This is a genomic window from Streptomyces boetiae, from assembly GCF_031845405.1.
Lineage (GTDB): Bacteria > Actinomycetota > Actinomycetes > Streptomycetales > Streptomycetaceae > Streptomyces > Streptomyces boetiae.
On sequence record NZ_JAVREN010000027.1, the window covers coordinates 61,632 to 80,689 of the forward strand.

The window sequence follows — 19,058 nt, forward strand, 5'->3', positions numbered from 1 at the left end:
CCGAACCCGACCGCGCCCGACCTGTCCGACCCGAACCCCGTCCCCCAGGCTTCCAAGGACGTGACATGACGACCATCGCCATCGACCTCTCCGACCCGGAGTACCGGCTCAACCCGTTCCCCACCTACCAGGTGCTGCGGGACGAGGCCCCCGTCCACCTCGTTCCCGAGGGGACGTCCGAGGGGGAGGACTTCTACGTACTCAGCCGCTACGAGGACGTGTCGAACGCGCTGCGCGACAAGAACCGGTTCTCCAACGAGGTCATGCGCGGCCGCTTCGACATGCCGATGATGATCAACCGCGACGCCCCGGAGCACACCCGGCTGCGGCGCAACGCCAACCGGGCGTTCAACGCGCGCCTCGTCCTCACCCTGCAGGACTGGGTGCAGACCGTCATCGACGAGGTGATCGCCGACGCCCTCAAGGGCGACCGGGTGGAGTGGATCGAGGACGTCACCGCGACGCTGCCCCTGCGGGTGGTGGGCGACATGCTCGGCATCCCGCGCGACCGGAAGGACGACTTCCGGCGGTGGAGCCAGGCCGTGATGGACATGTTCGCCGTGGCCGCCGGCCTGGACCCGGACGAGGTGCCCGGGTTCCTGGAGGACCTGCTGGAGTTCGGCAACTACATGACCGAACTCGCCATCGCCCGCCGCAAGGAGCCCAACCGCGACGACATCCTCGGCGCCCTGGTGGAGCAGCAGCAGGCCGGCAACTGCACCCAGGACGAGCTGGCCGCCATGGCCTACTCGTTCGTCGCCGCCGGCCACGAGACCACGATGAACCTCCTCGGCGGCGGCATGCACATGCTGCTCTCCGACCCGGCGCTGGCGAAGCGGCTGGTGGACAACCCGGACCTCACCGGGGAGTTCATCGACGAATACCTGCGGATCTACAGCCCGATCCAGTGGACGCTGCGCCGCACGACGGAGGACATCGAGCTGCACGGCGTGACGATCCCCACCGGCGCGCTGTGCCACCTGGTGATCGGCTCGGCCCACCGCGACCCCCGGCAGTTCCCCGACCCGGACCGCTTCGACATCGACCGGGAGAACAAGGGCGAGCACCTGGGCTTCGGCGCCGGCCCGCACTTCTGCCCGGGCGCGGCGCTCTCCCGCCTGCTGTCCACCCTGACGTTCCGCGCCTACTACCCCATCCTCGACCGGCTCTCGCTCGACCCCCAGGAGGCACCGGTGCCGCGCTCCCGCCAGGGGGCGTACGGCCTGGAGCGGATGAGCCTGCTCGTCTCCCCCTGACCCGCCGGACGGACGAACAGGAACAGGAAGAGAAGAGGACCCCCACGACCATGACCACCATCGCTTCCACTCCCGCCCAGACCACCGGCCGGCCCGCCGTGCCGGACCTGCTCCTGGACCGCCTGCGCGAGCACGCGCAGGCGACGCCCGATGCCCTGGCCTGCGCCTTCGTCGCCGAGGACAGCCCCGAGGGGACCGAGGAGGAGCAGCTCACCTACGCCACGCTCGACCGTGAGGTCGGGGCCGTGGCCGCCGGGCTGCGCGCCGCGGGCCTGAAGACCGGGGACCGGGCGCTGCTGCTGCTGCCCGAGGGCGCGGACTTCGTGCGCGGCTTCCTCGGCTGCATGCGCGCCGGCGTCATCCCCGTCCCGGCCTACCCGCCGCTGCCCGTGCAATCCCGTCAGCGGGTGGAGACGCTGCGCTCGATCGTGGCCGACTGCCGGCCGCGCGCGGTGGTCCACTCGGCCTCCGACGCCGACGTCGAGGCGATCCAGGGCGTGGCGCCCGAGCTGGCCGACGTGGTGTGGCGGCGCCCCTCCGAGATGCTGGGCGAGACGCCGGACCCGGCGGCGGACCACCCGGCCGGCGCCGACGACGTCGCCTTCCTCCAGTACACCTCCGGGTCCACCTCGGCGCCCAAGGGCGTCGTGGTCACCCACGGCGCGCTCGCCCACAACCTGGCCATGATCGGCGCCTCCTTCGGCCTGGAGGAGGTGCCGCGGTTCGTGAGCTGGCTGCCGCTCTTCCACGACATGGGCCTGATCGGCAACCTGCTCCACCCGCTGTGGGCCGGCGGCTCCTCGGTGCTGATGACGCCGATGACGTTCCTCAAGCGCCCGGCCCGCTGGCTGCGCGCCATCGCCCGGTACCGGGCCCACGTCGCGGGCGGCCCGAACTTCTGCTTCGACCTGTGCGTGGGCCGCGTGCGCGACAGCGACATCGAGGGCCTGGACTTCAGCCACTGGAAGATCGCGTTCAACGGCGCCGAGCCCGTACGGCCGGCCACGCTCGACGCGTTCACCCGGCGCTTCTCGGCCTACGGCTTCAACCCGGCCGCCTGGTGGCCCTGCTACGGGCTGGCCGAGGCAACGCTGCTGGTCACCGCCGTCGACGCCCGCCAGGTGCCGAACCGGCTGACGCTGGACAAGGACGCGTTCCAGCAGGACCTGATCATCCCGGTCGAGGGCGCCGCGGACGGCGCCGCCGACACCACCACGCTGATCAGCTGCGGCGCGCCCCTGCTGGACCGCACGGTCCTGATCGCGGACCCCGAGACCGGCGTCCCGACTCCGCCCGGACGGGTCGGGGAGATCTGGGTCGGCGGGCCGCTGCTGCCCATCGGCTACTGGGGCAACGAGCGGGCCACCGAGGAGACCTTCCGCGCGATCCCGGCGGAGGGCCCGCAGGTGCCGCACATGCGCACCGGCGACCTGGGCTTCCTGCACGACGGCGAGCTGTACGTGACCGGCCGCTGCAAGGACCTGATCATCGTCGGCGGGCGCAATCACTACCCGCAGGACATCGAGTCCACCGTCGAGGAGTCGCACGACGCCATCCGCAAGGGCTGCGTCGCGGCCTTCGCCGTGGACGACGGCGGCGAGGAGCGCGTGGTCGTGGTGGTCGGCGCCGGACAGGGCGCCGTCGGCCCCGGCGAGGAGGCCGGGGCCAAGCGCGCCGCCATCGTGCGGGCGGCCGGCGTGGCGGTCGCCGCCGATCACGGCGTGGCGCTGCACGACGTGGTGGTGGTCGGCCCCAACGCGGTGCCGAAGACCTCCAGTGGCAAGCTGCGGCGCGCCGCCTGCCGCACCTCGTACCTCGCCGGGGAGTACGCCCCGGATGCCCGCAACGGTCAGAAGGCCCAGACTGCACACACGGAGGAATCGTGATGGACTCGACGTCGCCCACCCCCTGGCAGGTCCAGGACTGGCTGATCGCCTCGATCGCGGAGATGCTGCGCGTCGACGCGGCGGAGGTCTCCTCGGAGGCCGTCTTCCGCGAGCTGGGCCTGTCCTCGGTGCAGCTGGTGCAGATGACGGCCGACCTGGAGGACTTCCTCGGGCGCGAGGTGCCCGCGACGTTCCTCTTCGACTGCCCGACCATCGAGGACGCCGTCGTCTTCCTGACGGCGTCCGAGCCCTTGGACGAGGTGGGGGCCGATGGCTGACGCCGGCGCCCCCAAGGACGGCACCCCGTCGTTCGAGGGCGAGCGGCTGCTGGTGACCGGCGGCGCCGGCTTCATCGGCTCGGCGCTGGTGCGGATGCTGCTGGCCGGGCCCGGCGGCCCCGCCGAGGTGACCGTGCTGGACAAGCTGACGTACGCCGGCAATCTGGCCAACCTCGCCCCGGTGATCGACGACCCGCGGCTGCGCTTCGTCCGCGGCGACATCTGCGACGCGGAGCTGGCCGCGGCGGTGATGCGGGGGCAGCACCGCGTGCTGCACCTGGCGGCCGAGTCGCACGTCGACCGGTCGATCGTCTCGGCGGCCGGGTTCGTCACGACGAACGTCCTGGGCACCCAGACGCTGCTGAACGCGGCGATGGCGGCCGGGGCCGGCACCTTCCTGCACGTCTCCACGGACGAGGTCTACGGCTCGATCCCGATGGGCTCCTGGCCGGAGACCGACCCGCTGGCGCCCAACTCACCCTATTCCGCGAGCAAGGCCTCGGCCGACCTGATGTGCCTGGCCTACGCGCGGACGTACGGCATGGACGTCCGCATCACCCGCTGCTCCAACAACTACGGCCCGTACCAGTTCCCCGAGAAGGTCATCCCGCACTTCGTCACCCGGCTGATGCGCGGCCAGTCCGTCCCGCTCTACGGCGACGGCAAGAACGTGCGGGACTGGCTGCACGTGGACGACCACTGCCGGGGCGTGCTGCTGGCCCTGGCGCACGGCCGCCCCGGCGAGGTCTACAACATCGGCGGCGGCGCCGAGCTGTCCAACCTCGAACTCACCCACACCCTGCTGGACCTGATGGGGCTGGGCGAGGACCGGATCGCCTGGGTCGAGGACCGCAAGGGCCACGACCGCAGGTACTCGGTGGACTGGGGCAAGGCCGCCGCCGAGCTGGGCTACCGGCCGAGCCGGTCCTTCGACGAGGGCCTGGCCGAGACCGTCGCCTGGTACAAGGACCACCCCCAGTGGTGGGAACCGCTGCTCGCGGGGGTGAACGGCGCGCATCCCGCCGCCGGGGCCGCCGAGGCCGCCGGAGGACCTACACGAGAGGAGACGCGCGGCTGATGCGCGGAATCATCCTGGCGGGCGGCACCGGCACCCGGCTGCGCCCGCTGACCCAGGTGCTGTCCAAGTCGCTGCTGCCGGTCTTCGACAAGCCGCTGATCTACTACCCCCTGTCGGTGCTGATGCTCTCCGGGATCAAGGACATCCTGGTGATCAGCATGCCGGGCCACCTCGACCAGTACCGCACCCTCCTGGGCGACGGCAGCCAGCTCGGCATCAACCTCACCTACGCCGAGCAGGACAAGGCGCGCGGCGTGGCCGACGCGCTGATCCAGGGCCGCGAGTTCGTCGGCGACGAGCAGGTCGCCCTCATCCTCGGGGACAACATCTTCCACGGCCACGACCTCGCCCCGCTGCTGCGGGAGCAGGTCGCCAAGCTGGAGGGCGCGACGTTCTTCGGCTACCCGGTGGCCGATCCGCACCGCTACGGCGTCGCGGTCCTCGACAACGGCCGGCTGGTCGACATCGAGGAGAAGCCGGAGCACCCCAAGTCCAACCTCGCCGTGACCGGCCTGTACCTCTACGACAACGAGGCGCTGGACTACGCCGCCGCGGTCACCCCCTCGGGGCGGGGCGAGCTGGAGATCAGCGACGTCAACCGGCGGTTCGTCGAGGACGGCCGGGCGCGCCTGATCGACCTGGGCCGCGGCACCATGTGGCTGGACGCCGGCACGCACGAGAGCCTGATGGAGGCGTCGAACTACGTGCGGGTGGTGCAGCAGCGGCAGGGTACGCAGATCGCCTGCATCGAGGAGGTGGCGTACCGGATGGGAACGCTCGACCGGGCCGGCCTCCAGGCGGCGATCGAGCGCGTGGGCGCGGCCTCGGACTACGGCCGGTACCTGCGGCAGGTGCTCGGCGAGCGGGAGTTCGCCGGTTCGCGTCGGTGACCCCGCCGCGAATGCGATCACGGGTGGCCCGGCGACCCCGGGCCACCCGTTCCGGCTTCCCCGGGCCGGCGCCCGCAGCGGTGGCCGGGGGCGCGCCCGGGTGAGAAGGTGGAGGCACGCGCGGCACGTATCAGGATGCCGTCGAACGGCCCCGAAGGGAGCGGATGGTGCTGAAACGCGCGCTGTTGCGCCTGGTCCCGGCCCGGCTGCGGCCGTTCCTGGTCGCCCTGGGGGTGGCCCGCCTGGTGTGGCGGGTGGTGCGCCGGCGCCGGGAGGGGACGGACGGCGGTCGCGGCCTGTCCCGCTGAGCCGCCGCCCCGGCCCGGGGCGTTGTCCCCTCACTCGTCCTTGCCGCTCACTCGTCCTTGCCGCGCTCTCCCCCGGCCAGGAACTCCTGGAGCTTGGACTTCAGGCCCTTGCCCAGGACCGAGCGCCGGTCGGTGTCCCCCTTCAGCAGCGCCTTGGCCGTGGACTCCAGTTGCTCCCAGGTCGCGGAGGGCGGGATCGGCGGAACGGCCGGGTCGGTGAGGAATTCCACGACGGCCGGCCCGTCGTGGCTCAGCGCCTCCCGCCAGGCGGGCTCCACGTCCTCCGGCTTCTCCACGCGGATTCCGGCCAGCCCGAGCGAGCGGGCGAACGCGGCGGTGGAGACGTCGGGCAGCTCCTGCGAGGGCAGGAACTGCGGGGCGCCGCCCATGGCCCGCATCTCCCAGGTGACCTGGTTGAGGTCCTGGTTGTTCCACACCCCGATCACCAGCCGCGGGTCCTGCCAGGCGTGCCGGTACTTGGCGGCCGTGATCAGCTCGGCCATGCCGTTCATCTGCATCGCCCCGTCCCCCACCAGCGCGACCGCCGGCCGGTCCGGGTGGGCGAACTTGGCGCCGATCGCGTACGGCACCGCGCACCCCATCGTGGCCAGCGTCCCGGAGAGCGAGGCGCGCATCGTGCCACGCATCCGGATGTGGCGGGCGTACCAGTTGGTGACGGAGGCGGAGTCCACGGCCAGGACGGCGTTCTCGGGCAGCAGCGGGTCGAGGCAGTGCGCGACGTACTGGGGGTTGATGGGGTCGGCGTCGACCAGCTCGGCCTGGCGGGCCAGGACGTCGCGCCAGCGTTCCACGCCCTCCGCGATGCGCCGGTGGCGTTCGGCCGCGTCCGCCTTGGCGTTCAGCAGCGGCAGCAGGCGGTGCAGGGTGGTGCGGGCGTCGCCGACGAGGTTGACCTCGTAGGGGTAGCGCATGCCGATGGCGGTGGGGTCGGCGTCGATCTGCACGCCCCTGGCCTGCCCGAACTCGGGCAGGAACTGGCTGTAGGGGAAGCTGGACCCGATGGTCAGCAGGGTGTCGCACTCCCGCATCAGGTCCCAGGAGGGCCGGGTGCCCAGCAGGCCGATGGTGCCGGTGACGTAGGGCAGGGTGTCGGGCAGCGCGTCCTTGCCCAGCAGGGCCTTGGCCACGCCCGCGCCGAGCCGGACGGCGGTCTCCTCCACCTCGGCACGGGCCCCGGCGGCGCCCTGCCCGATGAGGATCGCCACCCGCTCCCCGGCGTTGAGCACCTCGGCGGCGCGGGCCAGGGCGTCGTCGGCCGGGGCGGTGGTGTAGGCGCTGCGGTCGCGGCTGGAGGGCACCATCTTGAACGCGTGCCCCGGCGCGGTGTATTCGAGCGTCTGGACGTCGGCGGGCACGATCACGACGGCGGGGCCGGGGCGGGCCAGCGCGGCACGGACGGCGCGGTCGAGGACGTTGGGAAGCTGCTCGGGGACGGTGACGGTCTCCAGGTAGGCGGCCACGTCCTTGAACAGCGCGTGCAGGTCCACCTCCTGCTGGTAGGAGCCGCCCATGGCCGAGCGGTCGGTCTGGCCGACGACGGCCAGGACGGGGGCGTGGTCGAGGGCGGCGTCGTAGAGGCCGTTGAGGAGGTGGATGGCGCCGGGGCCCGAGGTGGCCGTGCACACCCCGAGCCGCTGGGCGTACTTGGCGTAGCCCACGGCCTGGAAGGCGGCCATCTCCTCGTGCCGGGCCTGCACGAAGCGGGGGTTGTCCTCGGCGCGGCCCCAGGCGGCGAGGAGGCCGTTGATGCCGTCTCCGGGATAGCCGAAGACGTACTCGACGTCCCAGTCGCGGAGGCGGGCGAGGAGGTGGTCGGCGACTGTCCGGCTCATGGCTGACCTTCCGTCAGGGGAGAGGGGGAGAGGGGAGGCGGCGGGATCGCGCCCGCCAAGGGCGTTGAGCGTCATGGGCGTTACGCCTCAGGGGCGCCGGCCGACGCCGGTGGCGAACTCCCCGAGCCGGCCGCCCCGCACGCTCGGGGCCAGGGGCGGGGTGGTCATCCCGGTGCCGTGGCGCAGGCCGTGCACGAGGTCGCGCAGGGCCTCCTCGGCGCCGGCGCGGGGCCGCCAGCCCAGCTCCTCGTGGGCGCGCGTGCAGTCCATCAGCGGGATGCGCATCAGCGCGTCGAAGAGCTGCGGCGGGGCGGGCGCCAGCCGCGTGCGCCAGGCCGCCGCCAGCGCGGTGCGCAGCAGCGGGCGCGGCATCCGCACGGGGCGCGCGCCGAAGAGGCGGGCGAGGAGGGCGGGGTCGACGACCGGCTCGGCGGCGAGGTTGAACGGCCCGCACACCGGGCGGGTCACGGCCAGCCGGTACGCCTCGGCGGCGTCGGAGGTGCGCAGCACCTGGAAGCGCAGCCCGGGCACGTCGGGCACCAGCGGGCTCAGCTCGGGCCGCACCATCGGGCCGAAGAGCAACGGGCCCAGGAACAGGCGGCGTTGCTCGGCCGCGGCCTCGCGGGAGAAGAGGAAGCCCGGCCGCATCCGCACCACCCGCACCTCGGGCTGCTCCAGCTCGAAGGCGTCCAGCAGCCGTTCCACGTACGCCTTTTCGCGGCTGTAGGCGGCGTTCGGCCAGCCGTGGGTGGGCCAGTCCTCGGCGACGAGGCGGTCCTTGGGGCCGGGGGCGTAGGCGGCCACGGAGGAGGCGGCGATCAGGGCGGGCACGCGGGCGGCTGCCACCGCGCGCAACACCTGGACGGTGCCCAGGACGTTGGTGCGCCAGGTCATCAGCGGGTCGCGGGAGGGCTGGATCATCCACGCCAGGTGAATGACCGCGTCGGCCCCCTGGAAGTGGCCGGCCAGCTCGGCGCGCGCCCGGTCGCCGGTGCGCAGGTCGACCGCGGCCCAGGTCGTTTTCTCCACCGGCCAGTCGGGCACCCGGCGGGCGAGGCCGAGGACCGAGGAGACGGCGGGGTCGCCGGAGAGGGCGCGGACGACGGCGCTCCCGGCGTTCCCGGTGGCGCCGACGACCACGACCCGCAGGCCCGAGCCGGGCGTGGCGGGCTCCCCTCCCGGCGCGGGATCGGGCGTGGGGTCGGGCGAGGGCTGGCGTGTCGTCGGGGGCGTCATGGGGCGCACCGTCCTTTCGCGCGGGGACCCGGTGGCAGGTACCCGGCACGACGGGGAGAACACCCCCGTTTGCCCCAATTTTCGGCGGGTACTTGTGAGCGGTCGTTCCTGTGGACGGACACCAACCGAGGGTGACCACGGGTGACGAGGGGCTGACGAGAGGAGATGAGATGCCGTTCCGACACGCTGTCGTCACCGGGGGTGCCGGGTTTCTCGGCTCGCACCTGTGCACCGCGCTGCTCGACCGGGGCACCGCCGTCACCTGCGTCGACGACCTGTGCACGTCCGACCCGGAGAACGTGGCCCACCTGACGGGCCGCGAGGGGTTCACGCTGAGCAGCACCGACGTGTGCGACCCGTTCGACGTGGACCCCGCGCCCGACCTGGTGCTGCACTTCGCCTCCCCCGCCTCCCCCGCCGACTACCTGCGGCTGCCCCTGCACACGCTGGAGACGGGCAGCCTGGGCACGCGCAACGCCCTGGCCGTGGCGCGGCGGCACGGCGCCCGGTTCGTGCTGGCCTCCACCTCGGAGGTGTACGGCGATCCGCGGCAGCACCCGCAGAGCGAGACGTACTGGGGCAACGTCAACCCCGTGGGCCCGCGCAGCGTGTACGACGAGGCCAAGCGGTTCGGCGAGGCGCTGACCACGGCCGAGGCCGGTGTGCACGGCACGGACACCGGCATCGTGCGGCTGTTCAACACCTACGGGCCGCGGATGCGCGGCTACGACGGGCGGGCGGTGCCGACGTTCATCCGCCAGGCGCTGGCGGGCGAGCCGCTGACGGTGACCGGGGACGGGCGGCAGACCCGTTCCCTGACGTACGTGGACGACACGGTCGCCGGGGTGCTGGCGATGGCCGAGTCCGACCTGCGCGGCCCGGTCAACCTGGGCAATCCCGTGGAGATGTCGATGGAGGACCTGGCGCGGCTGGTGATCCGGCTGACGGGGTCCTCCTCGCCGGTGCGGCTGATCGAACGGCCCGTGGACGACCCGACCGTCCGCTGCCCCGACATCACCCTGGCCCGCGGCAAGCTCCAGTGGGAGCCGCGGGTCCCGGCCGAGGAGGGCCTGGCCCGCACCATCGCCTGGTACCGCGACCGGGCCCCGGTCCCGGCCTGAACGGCCTCCCGCAGGCTCGACGCCCGAGGGCGGGCCCCGCGGTTGCCCCTGGCCCTGTCCGTCCCTCCTGCCCCACCAGCCCCACTCGTCCCGCCCGTCACGACACCCGCCAGCGCTCCGAGCAGCCGGAGGAAGTCACCATGCGCGTACTCGGCATCAACGCCCTCTTCCACGACCCGGCCGCCGCCCTGGTGGTGGACGGCCGCACCCTCGCCGCGGCCGAGGAGGAACGCTTCTCCCGCCGCAAGCACGGCAAGCGCCCCGTCCCCTTCGCCGCCTGGGAGCAGCCGGAGAAGGCCGCCGCCTGGTGCCTGGGCCAGGCCGGCCTGCGCCCCGAGGACCTGGACGCGGTCACCTACTCCTTCGACCCGGCCCTGGCCCGCCCGGCCGAGGCGCTGGGCCTGGACGACCCGTGGGACCACCTGCGGCTGACGTACGCCACCGAGGCGCCCGGGTTCCTGGCCGAGGCGCTGCCGGGGCTCGACCCGGACCTCGTGCGCTTCGTGCCGCACCACATGGCGCACGCCGCCTCCGCCGCCTTCGCCGCCCCGGCGGCCGAGACCTGCTCGGTGCTGGTGCTGGACGGCCGCGGCGAGGCGGCCTCGCACCTGGCGGCGCGCCGGACCGGGGACGCGCTGGAGCCGCTGCACAGCCAGCAGTTGCCGCACTCCCTCGGGCTGGTCTACGAGGGGCTGACCGAGCACCTGGGCTTCCTGCGCTCCAGCGACGAGTACAAGGTGATGGCCCTGGCCTCCTACGGCACGCCGCGGTTCCTGCCGGAGCTGCGGCGCTACGTGCACTCCACGCAGGACGGCGGCTTCGTGGCGGCGGGCGTTCCCTGGTCGGAGTTCACTCCGCCGCTGGCCCCCGAGCGGGCCTGGACGCAGGACCACGCGGACCTGGCGGCCAGCGCCCAGGCGGTGCTGGAGGAGACGCTGCTGGACCTGGTGCGCTGGCTGCACGGCCGCACCGGGGACGACACCCTCGCCATGGCGGGCGGCGTGGCGCTGAACTGCGTGGCCAATTCCCGCATCGCGCGGGAGGGCCCGTTCCGCCAGGTGTGGGTGCAGCCGGCCGCGGGCGACGCGGGCACCGCGCTGGGCGGGGCGCTGCTGCACGCGGCCTTCGCCGAGTCCGGCTCCCCCGAGCCGTGGCCCGGCCCCGCGCTGGGGCGCGGCTGGTCGGACGCCGAGCTGGAGGGCTGGCTGAAGACGGCCGCGGTGCCCTTCGAACGGCCGCCGGACGTGGCCGCGGCGGTGGCCGAGGCGCTGGCGGAGAACGCCGTGGTGGCGTGGTTCCAGGGGCGCGCCGAGTTCGGGCCCCGGGCGCTGGGGCACCGCTCGCTGCTGGCCCACCCCGGCAAGTCGGGGAACCTGGAGCGGATGAACGACATCAAGGGCCGCGAGCAGTTCCGGCCCGTGGCGCCGATGGTGCTCGCCTCCCGGGCCGCCGAGGTCTTCGAGGGGCCGCTGCCCAGCCCGTACATGCTGTTCGTGCACGACGTGCGGCCCGAGTGGCGCGAGCGCATCCCGGCCGTGGTGCACGTGGACGGCACGGCCCGCATCCAGACCGTGGACCCGGCGGCCGAGCCGCTGGTGGCGCGGATGCTGGCCCGCTTCGAGGAGCTGACGGGCCTGCCGGTGGTGGTCAACACGAGCCTGAACACGGCCGGACGCCCGATGGTGGACGACCCCAGGGACGCGCTGGAGTGCTTCGGCTCCTCGCCCGTGGACCTGCTGGCCATCGGCCCGTTCGTGGTCCGCCGCGCGGCGCTCTTCGCCGGCGGCGGCACCCCCGGCCGCGGACCGGCCCGGTGAACGGCCGCGCGAACGGCGGCGCCGGTCACGGCCGTTGGGCCTCGGCGTCCGCCTCCGCGGACCTACCGGACCGGATCTACTCCCCGAACGGCCCCGGCGGTCCCGGCCCTCAGACCGCTCCTGGCGGCAGGAGCGGCTGGGCCGCCGCCCCGGACGCGCCCGGGGCCGCGCCGGCCACCAGCCCCGACGGCGTAGGCCGGGGCGTCCCGGCCTACGCCGTCGTCATCCCCACGCTCGGGCGGCCGAGCCTGGGGCGGGTGCTGGCGGCGCTGGCCCGCGAGAGCGGCCCGGCGCCCGCGCGGATCGTCCTGGTGGACGACCGCCCCGCGCACGACCCCGAGCCGCTGCCGGTGGCCGTGCCGCCCGCGCTGCGGGACCTCGTCGAGGTCGTCCCCGGCCTGGGCCGGGGCCCGGCGGCTGCCAGGAACACCGGATGGCGGCGGTGCGCCGAGCCGTGGATCGCCTTCCTGGACGACGACGTGGAGCCCGCCCCCGGCTGGGCGGCGGCCCTGACCTCCGACCTCGCCGCCGCGGCGGCGGACGTGGCGGGCGTGCAGGCACGGATCACCGTGCCGCTGCCCGAGGACCGCCGCCCCACCGACTGGGAGCGGAACACCGCGGGCCTGGCAACCGCCCGCTGGATCACCGCCGACATGGCCTACCGGCGCGCCGCGCTGGAGGAGACCGGCGGGTTCGACGAACGCTTCCCGCGGGCGTTCCGCGAGGACGCCGACCTGGCGCTGCGCGTGCTGGACGCGGGCTGGGCCCTGGCCGTCGGCGGGCGGCACACCGTGCACCCGGTCCGCCCGGCCGACGCGTGGGTCTCGGTGCGCACCCAGGCCGGGAACGCGGACGACGTGCTGATGCGGCGCCTGCACGGGCCCGGCTGGTGGGCCCGCGCCGAGGCCCCGCGCGGGCGGCTGCGGCGCCACGCGGCGGTCACGGCCGCCGGGGCGGCTGCGCTGGGCGCCGCGGCCCTGCGCCGCCCCCGCCTGGCGGCGGGCTGCGCGGCGCTGTGGCTGGCGGGAACGGCCGAGTTCGCCGCCGCGCGGGTGCGCCCGGGGCCCGGCACGGGCGAGGAAGTGCGCCGGATGGCGGCCACCAGCGTCGCCATCCCGCCCGCCGCGGTGGGCCATTGGCTCGCGGGCTGGGTGCGGCACCGCGGCGTGGACCGGTCCGCCCGGCCCGCCGGGGAGGCCGTGCCCGTGGCGGACGTTCCCGGCTCCGCGACACGCCGCGACACGCCGACGACCGTTTGATTCCGGCATATCGGGCAACTCAGTCGTTCATGACTGACGCCGCGATACCGACGACGTGGGACCCGCCCGGGGCCGGCACCTTTGCCGCTCCCCAGGCGGAGGGGCCGTGGCTGCTGACTCCGCCGGGCGGGCCGCCCCGCCCGGCGGCCGGGCCCGGGGAGGACAGCGAGGACGAGATCCGGGCCGTGCTCTTCGACCGCGACGGCACGCTGGTGGAGGACGTTCCCTACAACGCCGACCCGGCGCTCGTGCGCCCGCAGCCCAAGGCCGACGAGGCCCTGGCGGAGCTGCGGGCGCGCGGCGTGGCGACCGGCGTGGTGAGCAACCAGTCCGGCATCGCCCGCGGCCGTTTCACCCGGGCCGAGCTGATGGAGGCCAACCGGCGGGTCGAGGAGCTGCTCGGCCCGTTCGGCGTCTGGGCGATCTGCCCGCACGGGCCCGCCGGGGGCTGCCGCTGCCGCAAGCCGGCCCCCGGGCTGATCCTGGCGGCCTGCGAGCGGCTGGGCGTTCCCCCCGAACGAACGGCCGTGGTGGGCGACATCGGCAGCGACCTGGAGGCGGCGCGGGCCGCCGGGGCGCGGGGCGTGCTGGTGCCGACGCCCGTGACCCGGCGCGAGGAGATCGTCTCGGCCGGGGAGTGGGCGCCCGACCTGCTGACCGCCGTCCGCCGCCTGCTGGCCGGGGCCCCCGCCTCCACCGCCGAGGGCGCGGCGTGAGCGCCGCCCGGCCTGGCCCCCGTACCCTCGTCGTCCGCCTGGACAGCGCGGGCGACGTGCTGCTGGCCGGCCCCGCCGTCCGCGCGGTGGCCGCCGGGTCCTCGCACACCGCGCTGCTGTGCGGGCCGCAGGGCGAGGCGGCCGGCCGGCTGCTGCCAGGACCCGACGAGGTGCTGGCCTACGACGCGCCCTGGGTGAGCTTCGACCCGCCCGAGGTGCGGCGCGAGGAGGTGCGCGCGCTGGTGGACGCGATCGCCGCGCGTCGCTTCGACCGCGCCCTGATCCTCACCTCCTACCACCAGAGCCCGCTCCCGGCCGCGCTGCTGCTGAAGCTGGCGGGCGTTCCGTGGATCGGCGCGGACTGCGAGGACTACCCCGGCTCGCTGCTCCAGCTCCGGCATCGCCGCGCCGCCTACCGGCACGAGGCCGCGGCGGCCCTGGAGCTGGCGGAGGCGGCCGGGTTCGCGCCGCCCGAGGGCGACGACGGGGCGCTGCGGATCGACGGCCACCCGGCGACCGCCCACCTCACCGGCGAGGACCCCTACGTGGTGCTCCACCCCGGCGCGGCGGTCCCGGCCCGTGCCTGGACCCCGGAACGCGCCACCCGCGCTGCCGCCGCGCTCTCGGACGCGGGCCACCGGGTGGTCGTCACCGGCAGCCCGGGCGAGGAGTCGCTGACGCGCCGGGTGGCCGGGCGGCACGCGCTGGACCTGGGCGGGCGCACGGCGTTGCCCGAGCTGGCCGGGGTGCTGGCGGGCGCCCGGGTGGTCATCGCCGGCAACACCGGCCCCGCGCACCTGGCGGCGGCCGTGCGCACGCCGATCGTCAGCCTGTTCGCGCCCGTGGTCAGCGCCGACCGGTGGCTGCCCTACCGCGTGCCGCACCTGCGGCTGGGCCGGCAGGACAGCCCGTGCGCGGGCAGCAGGGCCCGGCACTGCCCGGTGGAGGGCCACCCGTGCCTGGACTCCATCACGGACGAGGAGGTCATCGGCGCGGTCGAGGCCCTGACGGCGGGCGGCCCGGCGGGCGCCGCGGTGGCCGGGACCGGGACCTCCGGGACCACCGGCACCGCCGGGACCAGGGCGACGACCAGGGCGACGACCAGGACGGGGACCCCGGCACGGAAGGCGGCGGCGTGAACATCCTCATCTGGCACGTGCACGGCTCCTGGACCACCGCGTTCGTCCAGGGCACCCACACCTACCTGGTCCCCGTCCTCCCCGGCCGCGGGCCCGACGGCCTGGGCCGCGCGCGCACCTGGTCCTGGCCGGACTCGGTCACCGAGCTGCCCCCCGAGCGGCTGCGCGAGGCGCCCGTCGACCTGGTGATCCTGCAACGCCCGCACGAGGCCGCGCTCGCCGAGGAGTGGCTGGGCGGTCGCCGCCCCGGCCGCGACGTGCCCGCCGTCTACCTGGAGCACAACGCCCCCGACGGCAACGTCCCCGACACCCGCCACCCCTGCGCCGACCGCGAGGACCTCACCCTGGTCCACGTCACGCACTTCAACCGCCTCTTCTGGGACAACGGCCGCACCCGCACCGCCGTCATCGAGCACGGCGTCGTGGACCCCGGCCACCGCTGGACCGGCGAGCTGCCGCGCGCGGCCGTGGTCGTCAACGAGCCGCTGCGGCGCGGCAGGACCACCGGCACCGACCTCCTGCCGGGCCTGGCCGGGGCCGCCCCGCTGGACGTGTTCGGCATGGCCACCGAGGGCCTGCCCGAACGCCTGGGGCTGCCGCCGGAGCGCGGCCGCGCCCACGAGCTGCCGCAGGCCCGCCTGCACGAGGAGCTGGCCCGCCGCCGGGTGTACGCGCACCCGGTGCGCTGGACCTCCCTGGGCCTGTCGCTCATCGAGGCCATGCACCTGGGCATGCCGGTCGTCGCCCTGGCCACCACCGAGGCCGTCGAGGCGGTGCCCCCGCGGGCCGGGGTGCTCACCACCCGCCCCGAGGTGCTGGCCGAGGCCGCCGCCCGCTTCGTCGCCGACCGGGACGCGGCGGCCGAGGCCGGAAGGGCCGCCCGCCACGCGGCACTTGAGCGCTACGGCCTCAAGCGCTTCCTCGACGACTGGGACCTGCTGATGGAGGAGGTGATCCGCTGATGGGGCGCACCACCAGGCGCACCGCTCCGGACGGGCTGTCCATCGCCCTGGTCTCGGAGCACGCCAGCCCCCTCGCCGCGCTCGGCGGGGAGGACGCCGGCGGGCAGAACGTGCACGTCGCGCAGCTGGCCACCGAGCTGGCCGCCCGCGGCCACGCCGTGACCGTCTACACCCGCCGCGACTCCGCGGCCCTGCCCGCGACGGCCGAGCTGTGCCCGGGAGTCACGGTGCGGCACGTGCCCGCCGGGCCGCCGGAGGCCGTTCCCAAGGACCGGCTGCTGCCGTTCATGCCGCAGTTCGGGGCCGTGCTGGAGCGGGAGTGGGCGCAGACCCCGCCCGACGTGGTGCACTCGCACTTCTGGATGTCCGGGGTCGCCTCGCTCCAGCCCGCGCACGCCCGCGGCATCCCCTTCGCGCACACCTTCCACGCCCTGGGCACCGTCAAGCGGCGGCACCAGGGCCCGGCCGACACCTCGCCCGCCGACCGGATCACCTGGGAGCGGTACGTCGGCCTGGCCTGCCACCGCACGGTGGCCACCTGCCGCGACGAGGTGGACGAGCTGACCGCGATGGGCCTGCCGCCGGAGCGGATCAGCGTCGTGCCCTGCGGGGTCGACCCCGACCACTTCACGCCCGAGGGCCCCGCCGCGCCGCGCACCGGCGGGCGGCACCGCCTCCTCCAGCTCGGGCGGCTGGTCCCGCGCAAGGGCGCCGAGGTCTCCCTCGCCGCCCTCGCCAGGATCCCCGACGCCGAACTCGTCATCGCGGGCGGCCCCGGCCCCGAGGAGCTGGCCGGCGACCCGGACGTGCGGCGGCTGCGTGCGGCGGCCCGCGCCCACGGCGTCGCCGACCGCGTCCTGTTCACCGGCGGCGTGCCGCGCGACGAGGTCCCGCGGCTGCTGCGCAGCGCCGACCTGGTGCTGTGCCCGGCGGACTACGAGCCCTTCGGCATCGTGCCGCTGGAGGCCATGGCCTGCGGCGTCCCCGTCGTGGCCAGCGCGGTCGGCGGGCAGCGCGACACCGTGGCCGACCCGGCCACCGGCCGCCTGGTCCCACCCGGGGACCCGGACGCGCTGGCCGAGGCGGTGAACGCCCTGCTGGCGGCCCCCGAGGAACGCGCGGCCCGGGGCGCGGCCGGGCGGCGGCGGGTGCTGACCCGCTTCCGCTGGGCCGCGGTGGCCGCCGCGACCGAGGAGGTCTACCGCGAGATCGGCTGCCGCCGCCCCGCCGCCCCCGTCAGCGGCGCGTGAACAGGCTTCTTCAAGCCACCTGTCGACCGTCCACGCCATGACCCGCCCCTGACCGCGCATGACCACCGCAGGAAGAAGGCCACCACCATGCACGAGGCACCCGGCGCCCCCCGTTCCTCCCGATCGGCGCGCGAGCACTGCCGTTCCCTCCAGGACGCGCTGCGCCGCCTGTGCGACCAGGGCATCGACGAGATCGTGGCCTGGGGGCGGGAGCTGGCGCACGTCCTGCCCTCCGGCGGGCGGCTGCTCGCAGCGGGCAACGGCGGCAGCGCCGCCCAGGCCCAGCACCTGACGGCCGAGATGGTCGGCCGTTACGCCGAGGACCGCCGCCCCTACTCCGCGATCTCCCTGCACGCCGAGACCTCCAGCGTCACCGCGATCGGCAACGACTACGGCTTCGACGAGGTCTTCGCGCGCCAGGTCGCCGCGCACGGCCGCGCCGGGGACGTGCTGATCCTGATGTCCACCTCGGGCCGCAGCGACAACCTGCTGGGCGCCGCGACGGCCGGGCGCGCGGCCGGGCTGCGGGTGTGGGCGATGACCGGCCCGCGCCCCAACCCGCTGGCCGCCCAGGCCGACGCGGTCCTGGCCATCGACGCGCCCACGGCCGCGACGGTGCAGGAGGCGCACCTGGTCGCGCTGCACGTGCTGTGCGAGGTCTTCGACGAGACCCTCTCCGGCTCGTCGGCCGCCGCGCCCCCGGCGGCCGTCCCCCGCGACGGCTCCCTGGCTCGGGGCCGCGCGGTCCTGACCCGGCGGGAGGTGTCCTGACCATGACCCTCGTCGTGGTGGGCGACGCGCTGCTGGACCGGGACGTGACGGGCCGGGCGACCCGCCTGGCCCCGGACGCGCCCGTCCCCGTGGTCGACGTGGAGGCCGAGCACTGCCGCCCCGGCGGCGCCGCCCTGGCAGCCGCCCTCGCCGCGCGCGACGGCCGCGAGGTCGTCCTGGTCACCGCCCTGGGCGAGGACCGGGCCAGCGCCGAGCTGCGCGCCCTGCTGCCGCCCGGCGTGCGGCTCGCACCGCTGCCGCTGCGCGGCTCCCTGCCCGTGAAGTCCCGCGTCCTGGCGGGCGGCAGGCCCCTGCTGCGCACCGACCACGGCGGCGGAACGCCCGGCCCGCCCACGCCCGAGGTGCACGCGGCCCTGGCCTCGGCCCGCGCCGTCCTGGTGGCCGACTACGGCCAGGGCACGGTGGCCGCGCTGCGCGAGGTGCTGGCCGCCGCCGCCTGCCGCGTCCCGCTGGTCTGGGACCCGCACCCGCGCGGCGGCCCCCCGGTGCCCGGCGCGCGCCTGGCCACGCCCAACGAGCGCGAGGCCCGCCACTTCTGCGGCCAGGACCGCGACGGGGACGAGTCCCTGGCCGGGCACAGCGCGCGCGGCTCCCTCCTGGCCGCCCGCTGGAACGCCGCGACCGTCGCCGTCACCCTCGGCGCCCGCGGCGCGGTCCTCACCCGCGCCGACTGCGACGACCCCCTCTACGTCCCCGTCTCCGACACCTGCGACGGCGACCCCTGCGGCGCCGGCGACTGCTTCGCCGCCACCGCCGCCACCACCCTGGCCGACGGCGGCCTCCCCCCCGAGGCCGTCGCCCGCGCCGTAACGGCCGCCTCCACCTTCGTGACGGCGGGCGGCCTCGCGGCCCTGACCGACCTGTGGAACGCCCCCACGCTGGAATCGCACGCCTCAACGCCCACTGCAACCCCGGGACTTGTGGCGGCGGGACCCCTCCGGGCGCCAACCGCACCGGCCAACGGGGCAGCGCAGGACGCCTACGGCGGCGCAGCCGCCGGGCCCATCGCAGCGCAGGACCTTCACCTCCCGCCCGCCGCCGGGGCACGGACAGCGCCGGACCCTGCGCCTCCGGACGCCGCCGGAGCACGGACAGCGCCGGACCGTGAGGGCCCGGACGCCGCCGGAGCACGGACAGCGCCGGACCGTGAGGGCCCGGACGCCGCCGGAGCACGGACTGCGCCGGTCCGGGCGGGCCCGGACGCGGCGGGGGCCCGG

General features: G+C 75.6%; 17 protein-coding genes. 15 read left to right on the top strand and 2 right to left on the bottom strand.

Annotated features, from left to right (window positions below; genetic code table 11):
• Window positions 1-65: 65 nt before the first annotated feature.
• The 6 genes from RM780_RS18195 (at window position 66) to RM780_RS18220 (ending at window position 5,696) form a co-directional block, all read left to right on the top strand.
• On the top strand, window positions 66-1,256 hold the full coding sequence (locus RM780_RS18195) for a cytochrome P450 (RefSeq protein ID WP_311631816.1): 1,191 nt from the start codon (window positions 66-68) through the stop codon (window positions 1,254-1,256).
• Between the two features lie 50 nt (window positions 1,257-1,306).
• Window positions 1,307-3,142, top strand: coding sequence for a fatty acyl-AMP ligase (locus tag RM780_RS18200; RefSeq protein WP_311631817.1), 1,836 nt, complete (start codon window positions 1,307-1,309; stop codon window positions 3,140-3,142).
• Window positions 3,142-3,420: an acyl carrier protein gene (locus RM780_RS18205; RefSeq protein ID WP_311631818.1), complete on the top strand. Its 279-nt coding sequence runs from the start codon at window positions 3,142-3,144 to the stop codon at window positions 3,418-3,420. Before RM780_RS18200 ends, RM780_RS18205 begins: the two co-directional genes overlap by 1 nt.
• Window positions 3,413-4,498 (top strand): dTDP-glucose 4,6-dehydratase, encoded by a 1,086-nt coding sequence (gene rfbB / locus RM780_RS18210; protein ID WP_311631819.1) that lies wholly within the window; start codon window positions 3,413-3,415, stop codon window positions 4,496-4,498. The genes RM780_RS18205 and rfbB overlap by 8 nt, the downstream gene beginning before the upstream one ends.
• Window positions 4,498-5,388: a glucose-1-phosphate thymidylyltransferase RfbA gene (rfbA, locus tag RM780_RS18215; protein WP_311631820.1), complete on the top strand. Its 891-nt coding sequence runs from the start codon at window positions 4,498-4,500 to the stop codon at window positions 5,386-5,388. Before rfbB ends, rfbA begins: the two co-directional genes overlap by 1 nt.
• 164 nt (window positions 5,389-5,552) lie before the next feature.
• Window positions 5,553-5,696 carry a hypothetical protein gene (locus tag RM780_RS18220; RefSeq protein ID WP_311631821.1) on the top strand — a complete coding sequence of 48 codons (144 nt, stop codon included), beginning with the start codon at window positions 5,553-5,555 and terminating at the stop codon, window positions 5,694-5,696.
• A gap of 47 nt (window positions 5,697-5,743) precedes the next feature.
• Here the strand turns inward: RM780_RS18220 and RM780_RS18225 are convergent, their stop codons facing one another.
• Window positions 5,744-7,549 carry a thiamine pyrophosphate-requiring protein gene (locus tag RM780_RS18225; RefSeq protein WP_311631822.1) on the bottom strand — a complete coding sequence of 602 codons (1,806 nt, stop codon included), beginning with the start codon at window positions 7,547-7,549 and terminating at the stop codon, window positions 5,744-5,746.
• 87 nt (window positions 7,550-7,636) lie between these two features.
• The gene (locus tag RM780_RS18230) at window positions 7,637-8,785 is read right to left on the bottom strand and encodes an NAD-dependent epimerase/dehydratase family protein (protein ID WP_311631823.1); all 1,149 of its coding nucleotides are present in this window, start codon (window positions 8,783-8,785) and stop codon (window positions 7,637-7,639) included.
• A 170-nt stretch (window positions 8,786-8,955) separates the two neighbouring features.
• Here RM780_RS18230 and RM780_RS18235 point away from each other — a divergent pair, with 170 nt between their 5' ends.
• From RM780_RS18235 to RM780_RS18275, 9 genes are all read left to right on the top strand, one after another.
• Complete coding sequence (locus tag RM780_RS18235) at window positions 8,956-9,906, top strand: NAD-dependent epimerase/dehydratase family protein (RefSeq protein WP_311631824.1); 951 nt, start codon at window positions 8,956-8,958, stop codon at window positions 9,904-9,906.
• Between the two features lie 140 nt (window positions 9,907-10,046).
• Window positions 10,047-11,723 (top strand): carbamoyltransferase family protein, encoded by a 1,677-nt coding sequence (locus RM780_RS18240; RefSeq protein ID WP_311631825.1) that lies wholly within the window; start codon window positions 10,047-10,049, stop codon window positions 11,721-11,723.
• A 224-nt stretch (window positions 11,724-11,947) separates the two neighbouring features.
• Window positions 11,948-12,982 carry a glycosyltransferase family 2 protein gene (locus tag RM780_RS18245; protein WP_311631836.1) on the top strand — a complete coding sequence of 345 codons (1,035 nt, stop codon included), beginning with the start codon at window positions 11,948-11,950 and terminating at the stop codon, window positions 12,980-12,982.
• Window positions 12,983-13,011: 29 nt separating this feature from the next.
• Complete coding sequence (locus tag RM780_RS18250) at window positions 13,012-13,698, top strand: D-glycero-alpha-D-manno-heptose-1,7-bisphosphate 7-phosphatase (RefSeq protein WP_311631826.1); 687 nt, start codon at window positions 13,012-13,014, stop codon at window positions 13,696-13,698.
• Window positions 13,695-14,837 (top strand): glycosyltransferase family 9 protein, encoded by a 1,143-nt coding sequence (locus RM780_RS18255; RefSeq protein WP_311631827.1) that lies wholly within the window; start codon window positions 13,695-13,697, stop codon window positions 14,835-14,837. Before RM780_RS18250 ends, RM780_RS18255 begins: the two co-directional genes overlap by 4 nt.
• Window positions 14,834-15,799 (top strand): glycosyltransferase, encoded by a 966-nt coding sequence (locus tag RM780_RS18260; RefSeq protein ID WP_311631828.1) that lies wholly within the window; start codon window positions 14,834-14,836, stop codon window positions 15,797-15,799. Before RM780_RS18255 ends, RM780_RS18260 begins: the two co-directional genes overlap by 4 nt.
• Window positions 15,799-17,049 (top strand): glycosyltransferase, encoded by a 1,251-nt coding sequence (locus RM780_RS18265; protein WP_311631829.1) that lies wholly within the window; start codon window positions 15,799-15,801, stop codon window positions 17,047-17,049. The genes RM780_RS18260 and RM780_RS18265 overlap by 1 nt, the downstream gene beginning before the upstream one ends.
• Window positions 17,050-17,136: 87 nt before the next feature.
• Entirely contained in the window at window positions 17,137-17,820 is a 684-nt protein-coding gene (locus RM780_RS18270; protein WP_311631830.1) for a D-sedoheptulose-7-phosphate isomerase, read from the top strand.
• Window positions 17,821-17,822: 2 nt separating this feature from the next.
• The coding region (locus tag RM780_RS18275; protein ID WP_311631831.1) for a PfkB family carbohydrate kinase at window positions 17,823-19,058 on the top strand (1,236 nt) is incomplete at its 3' end.

What these genes read in the sequence shown, in the direction of transcription:
- RM780_RS18195 (WP_311631816.1), top strand. Translation starts at nt 66, where the DNA reads ATGACGACCATCGCCATCGACCTCTCCGACCCGGAGTACCGGCTCAAC.
- RM780_RS18200 (WP_311631817.1), top strand. Translation starts at nt 1,307, where the DNA reads ATGACCACCATCGCTTCCACTCCCGCCCAGACCACCGGCCGGCCCGCC.
- RM780_RS18205 (WP_311631818.1), top strand. Translation starts at nt 3,142, where the DNA reads ATGGACTCGACGTCGCCCACCCCCTGGCAGGTCCAGGACTGGCTGATC.
- rfbB (WP_311631819.1), top strand. Translation starts at nt 3,413, where the DNA reads ATGGCTGACGCCGGCGCCCCCAAGGACGGCACCCCGTCGTTCGAGGGC.
- rfbA (WP_311631820.1), top strand. Translation starts at nt 4,498, where the DNA reads ATGCGCGGAATCATCCTGGCGGGCGGCACCGGCACCCGGCTGCGCCCG.
- RM780_RS18220 (WP_311631821.1), top strand. Translation starts at nt 5,553, where the DNA reads ATGGTGCTGAAACGCGCGCTGTTGCGCCTGGTCCCGGCCCGGCTGCGG.
- RM780_RS18225 (WP_311631822.1), bottom strand. Translation starts at nt 7,549, where the DNA reads ATGAGCCGGACAGTCGCCGACCACCTCCTCGCCCGCCTCCGCGACTGG.
- RM780_RS18230 (WP_311631823.1), bottom strand. Translation starts at nt 8,785, where the DNA reads ATGACGCCCCCGACGACACGCCAGCCCTCGCCCGACCCCACGCCCGAT.
- RM780_RS18235 (WP_311631824.1), top strand. Translation starts at nt 8,956, where the DNA reads ATGCCGTTCCGACACGCTGTCGTCACCGGGGGTGCCGGGTTTCTCGGC.
- RM780_RS18240 (WP_311631825.1), top strand. Translation starts at nt 10,047, where the DNA reads ATGCGCGTACTCGGCATCAACGCCCTCTTCCACGACCCGGCCGCCGCC.
- RM780_RS18250 (WP_311631826.1), top strand. Translation starts at nt 13,012, where the DNA reads ATGACTGACGCCGCGATACCGACGACGTGGGACCCGCCCGGGGCCGGC.
- RM780_RS18265 (WP_311631829.1), top strand. Translation starts at nt 15,799, where the DNA reads ATGGGGCGCACCACCAGGCGCACCGCTCCGGACGGGCTGTCCATCGCC.
- RM780_RS18270 (WP_311631830.1), top strand. Translation starts at nt 17,137, where the DNA reads ATGCACGAGGCACCCGGCGCCCCCCGTTCCTCCCGATCGGCGCGCGAG.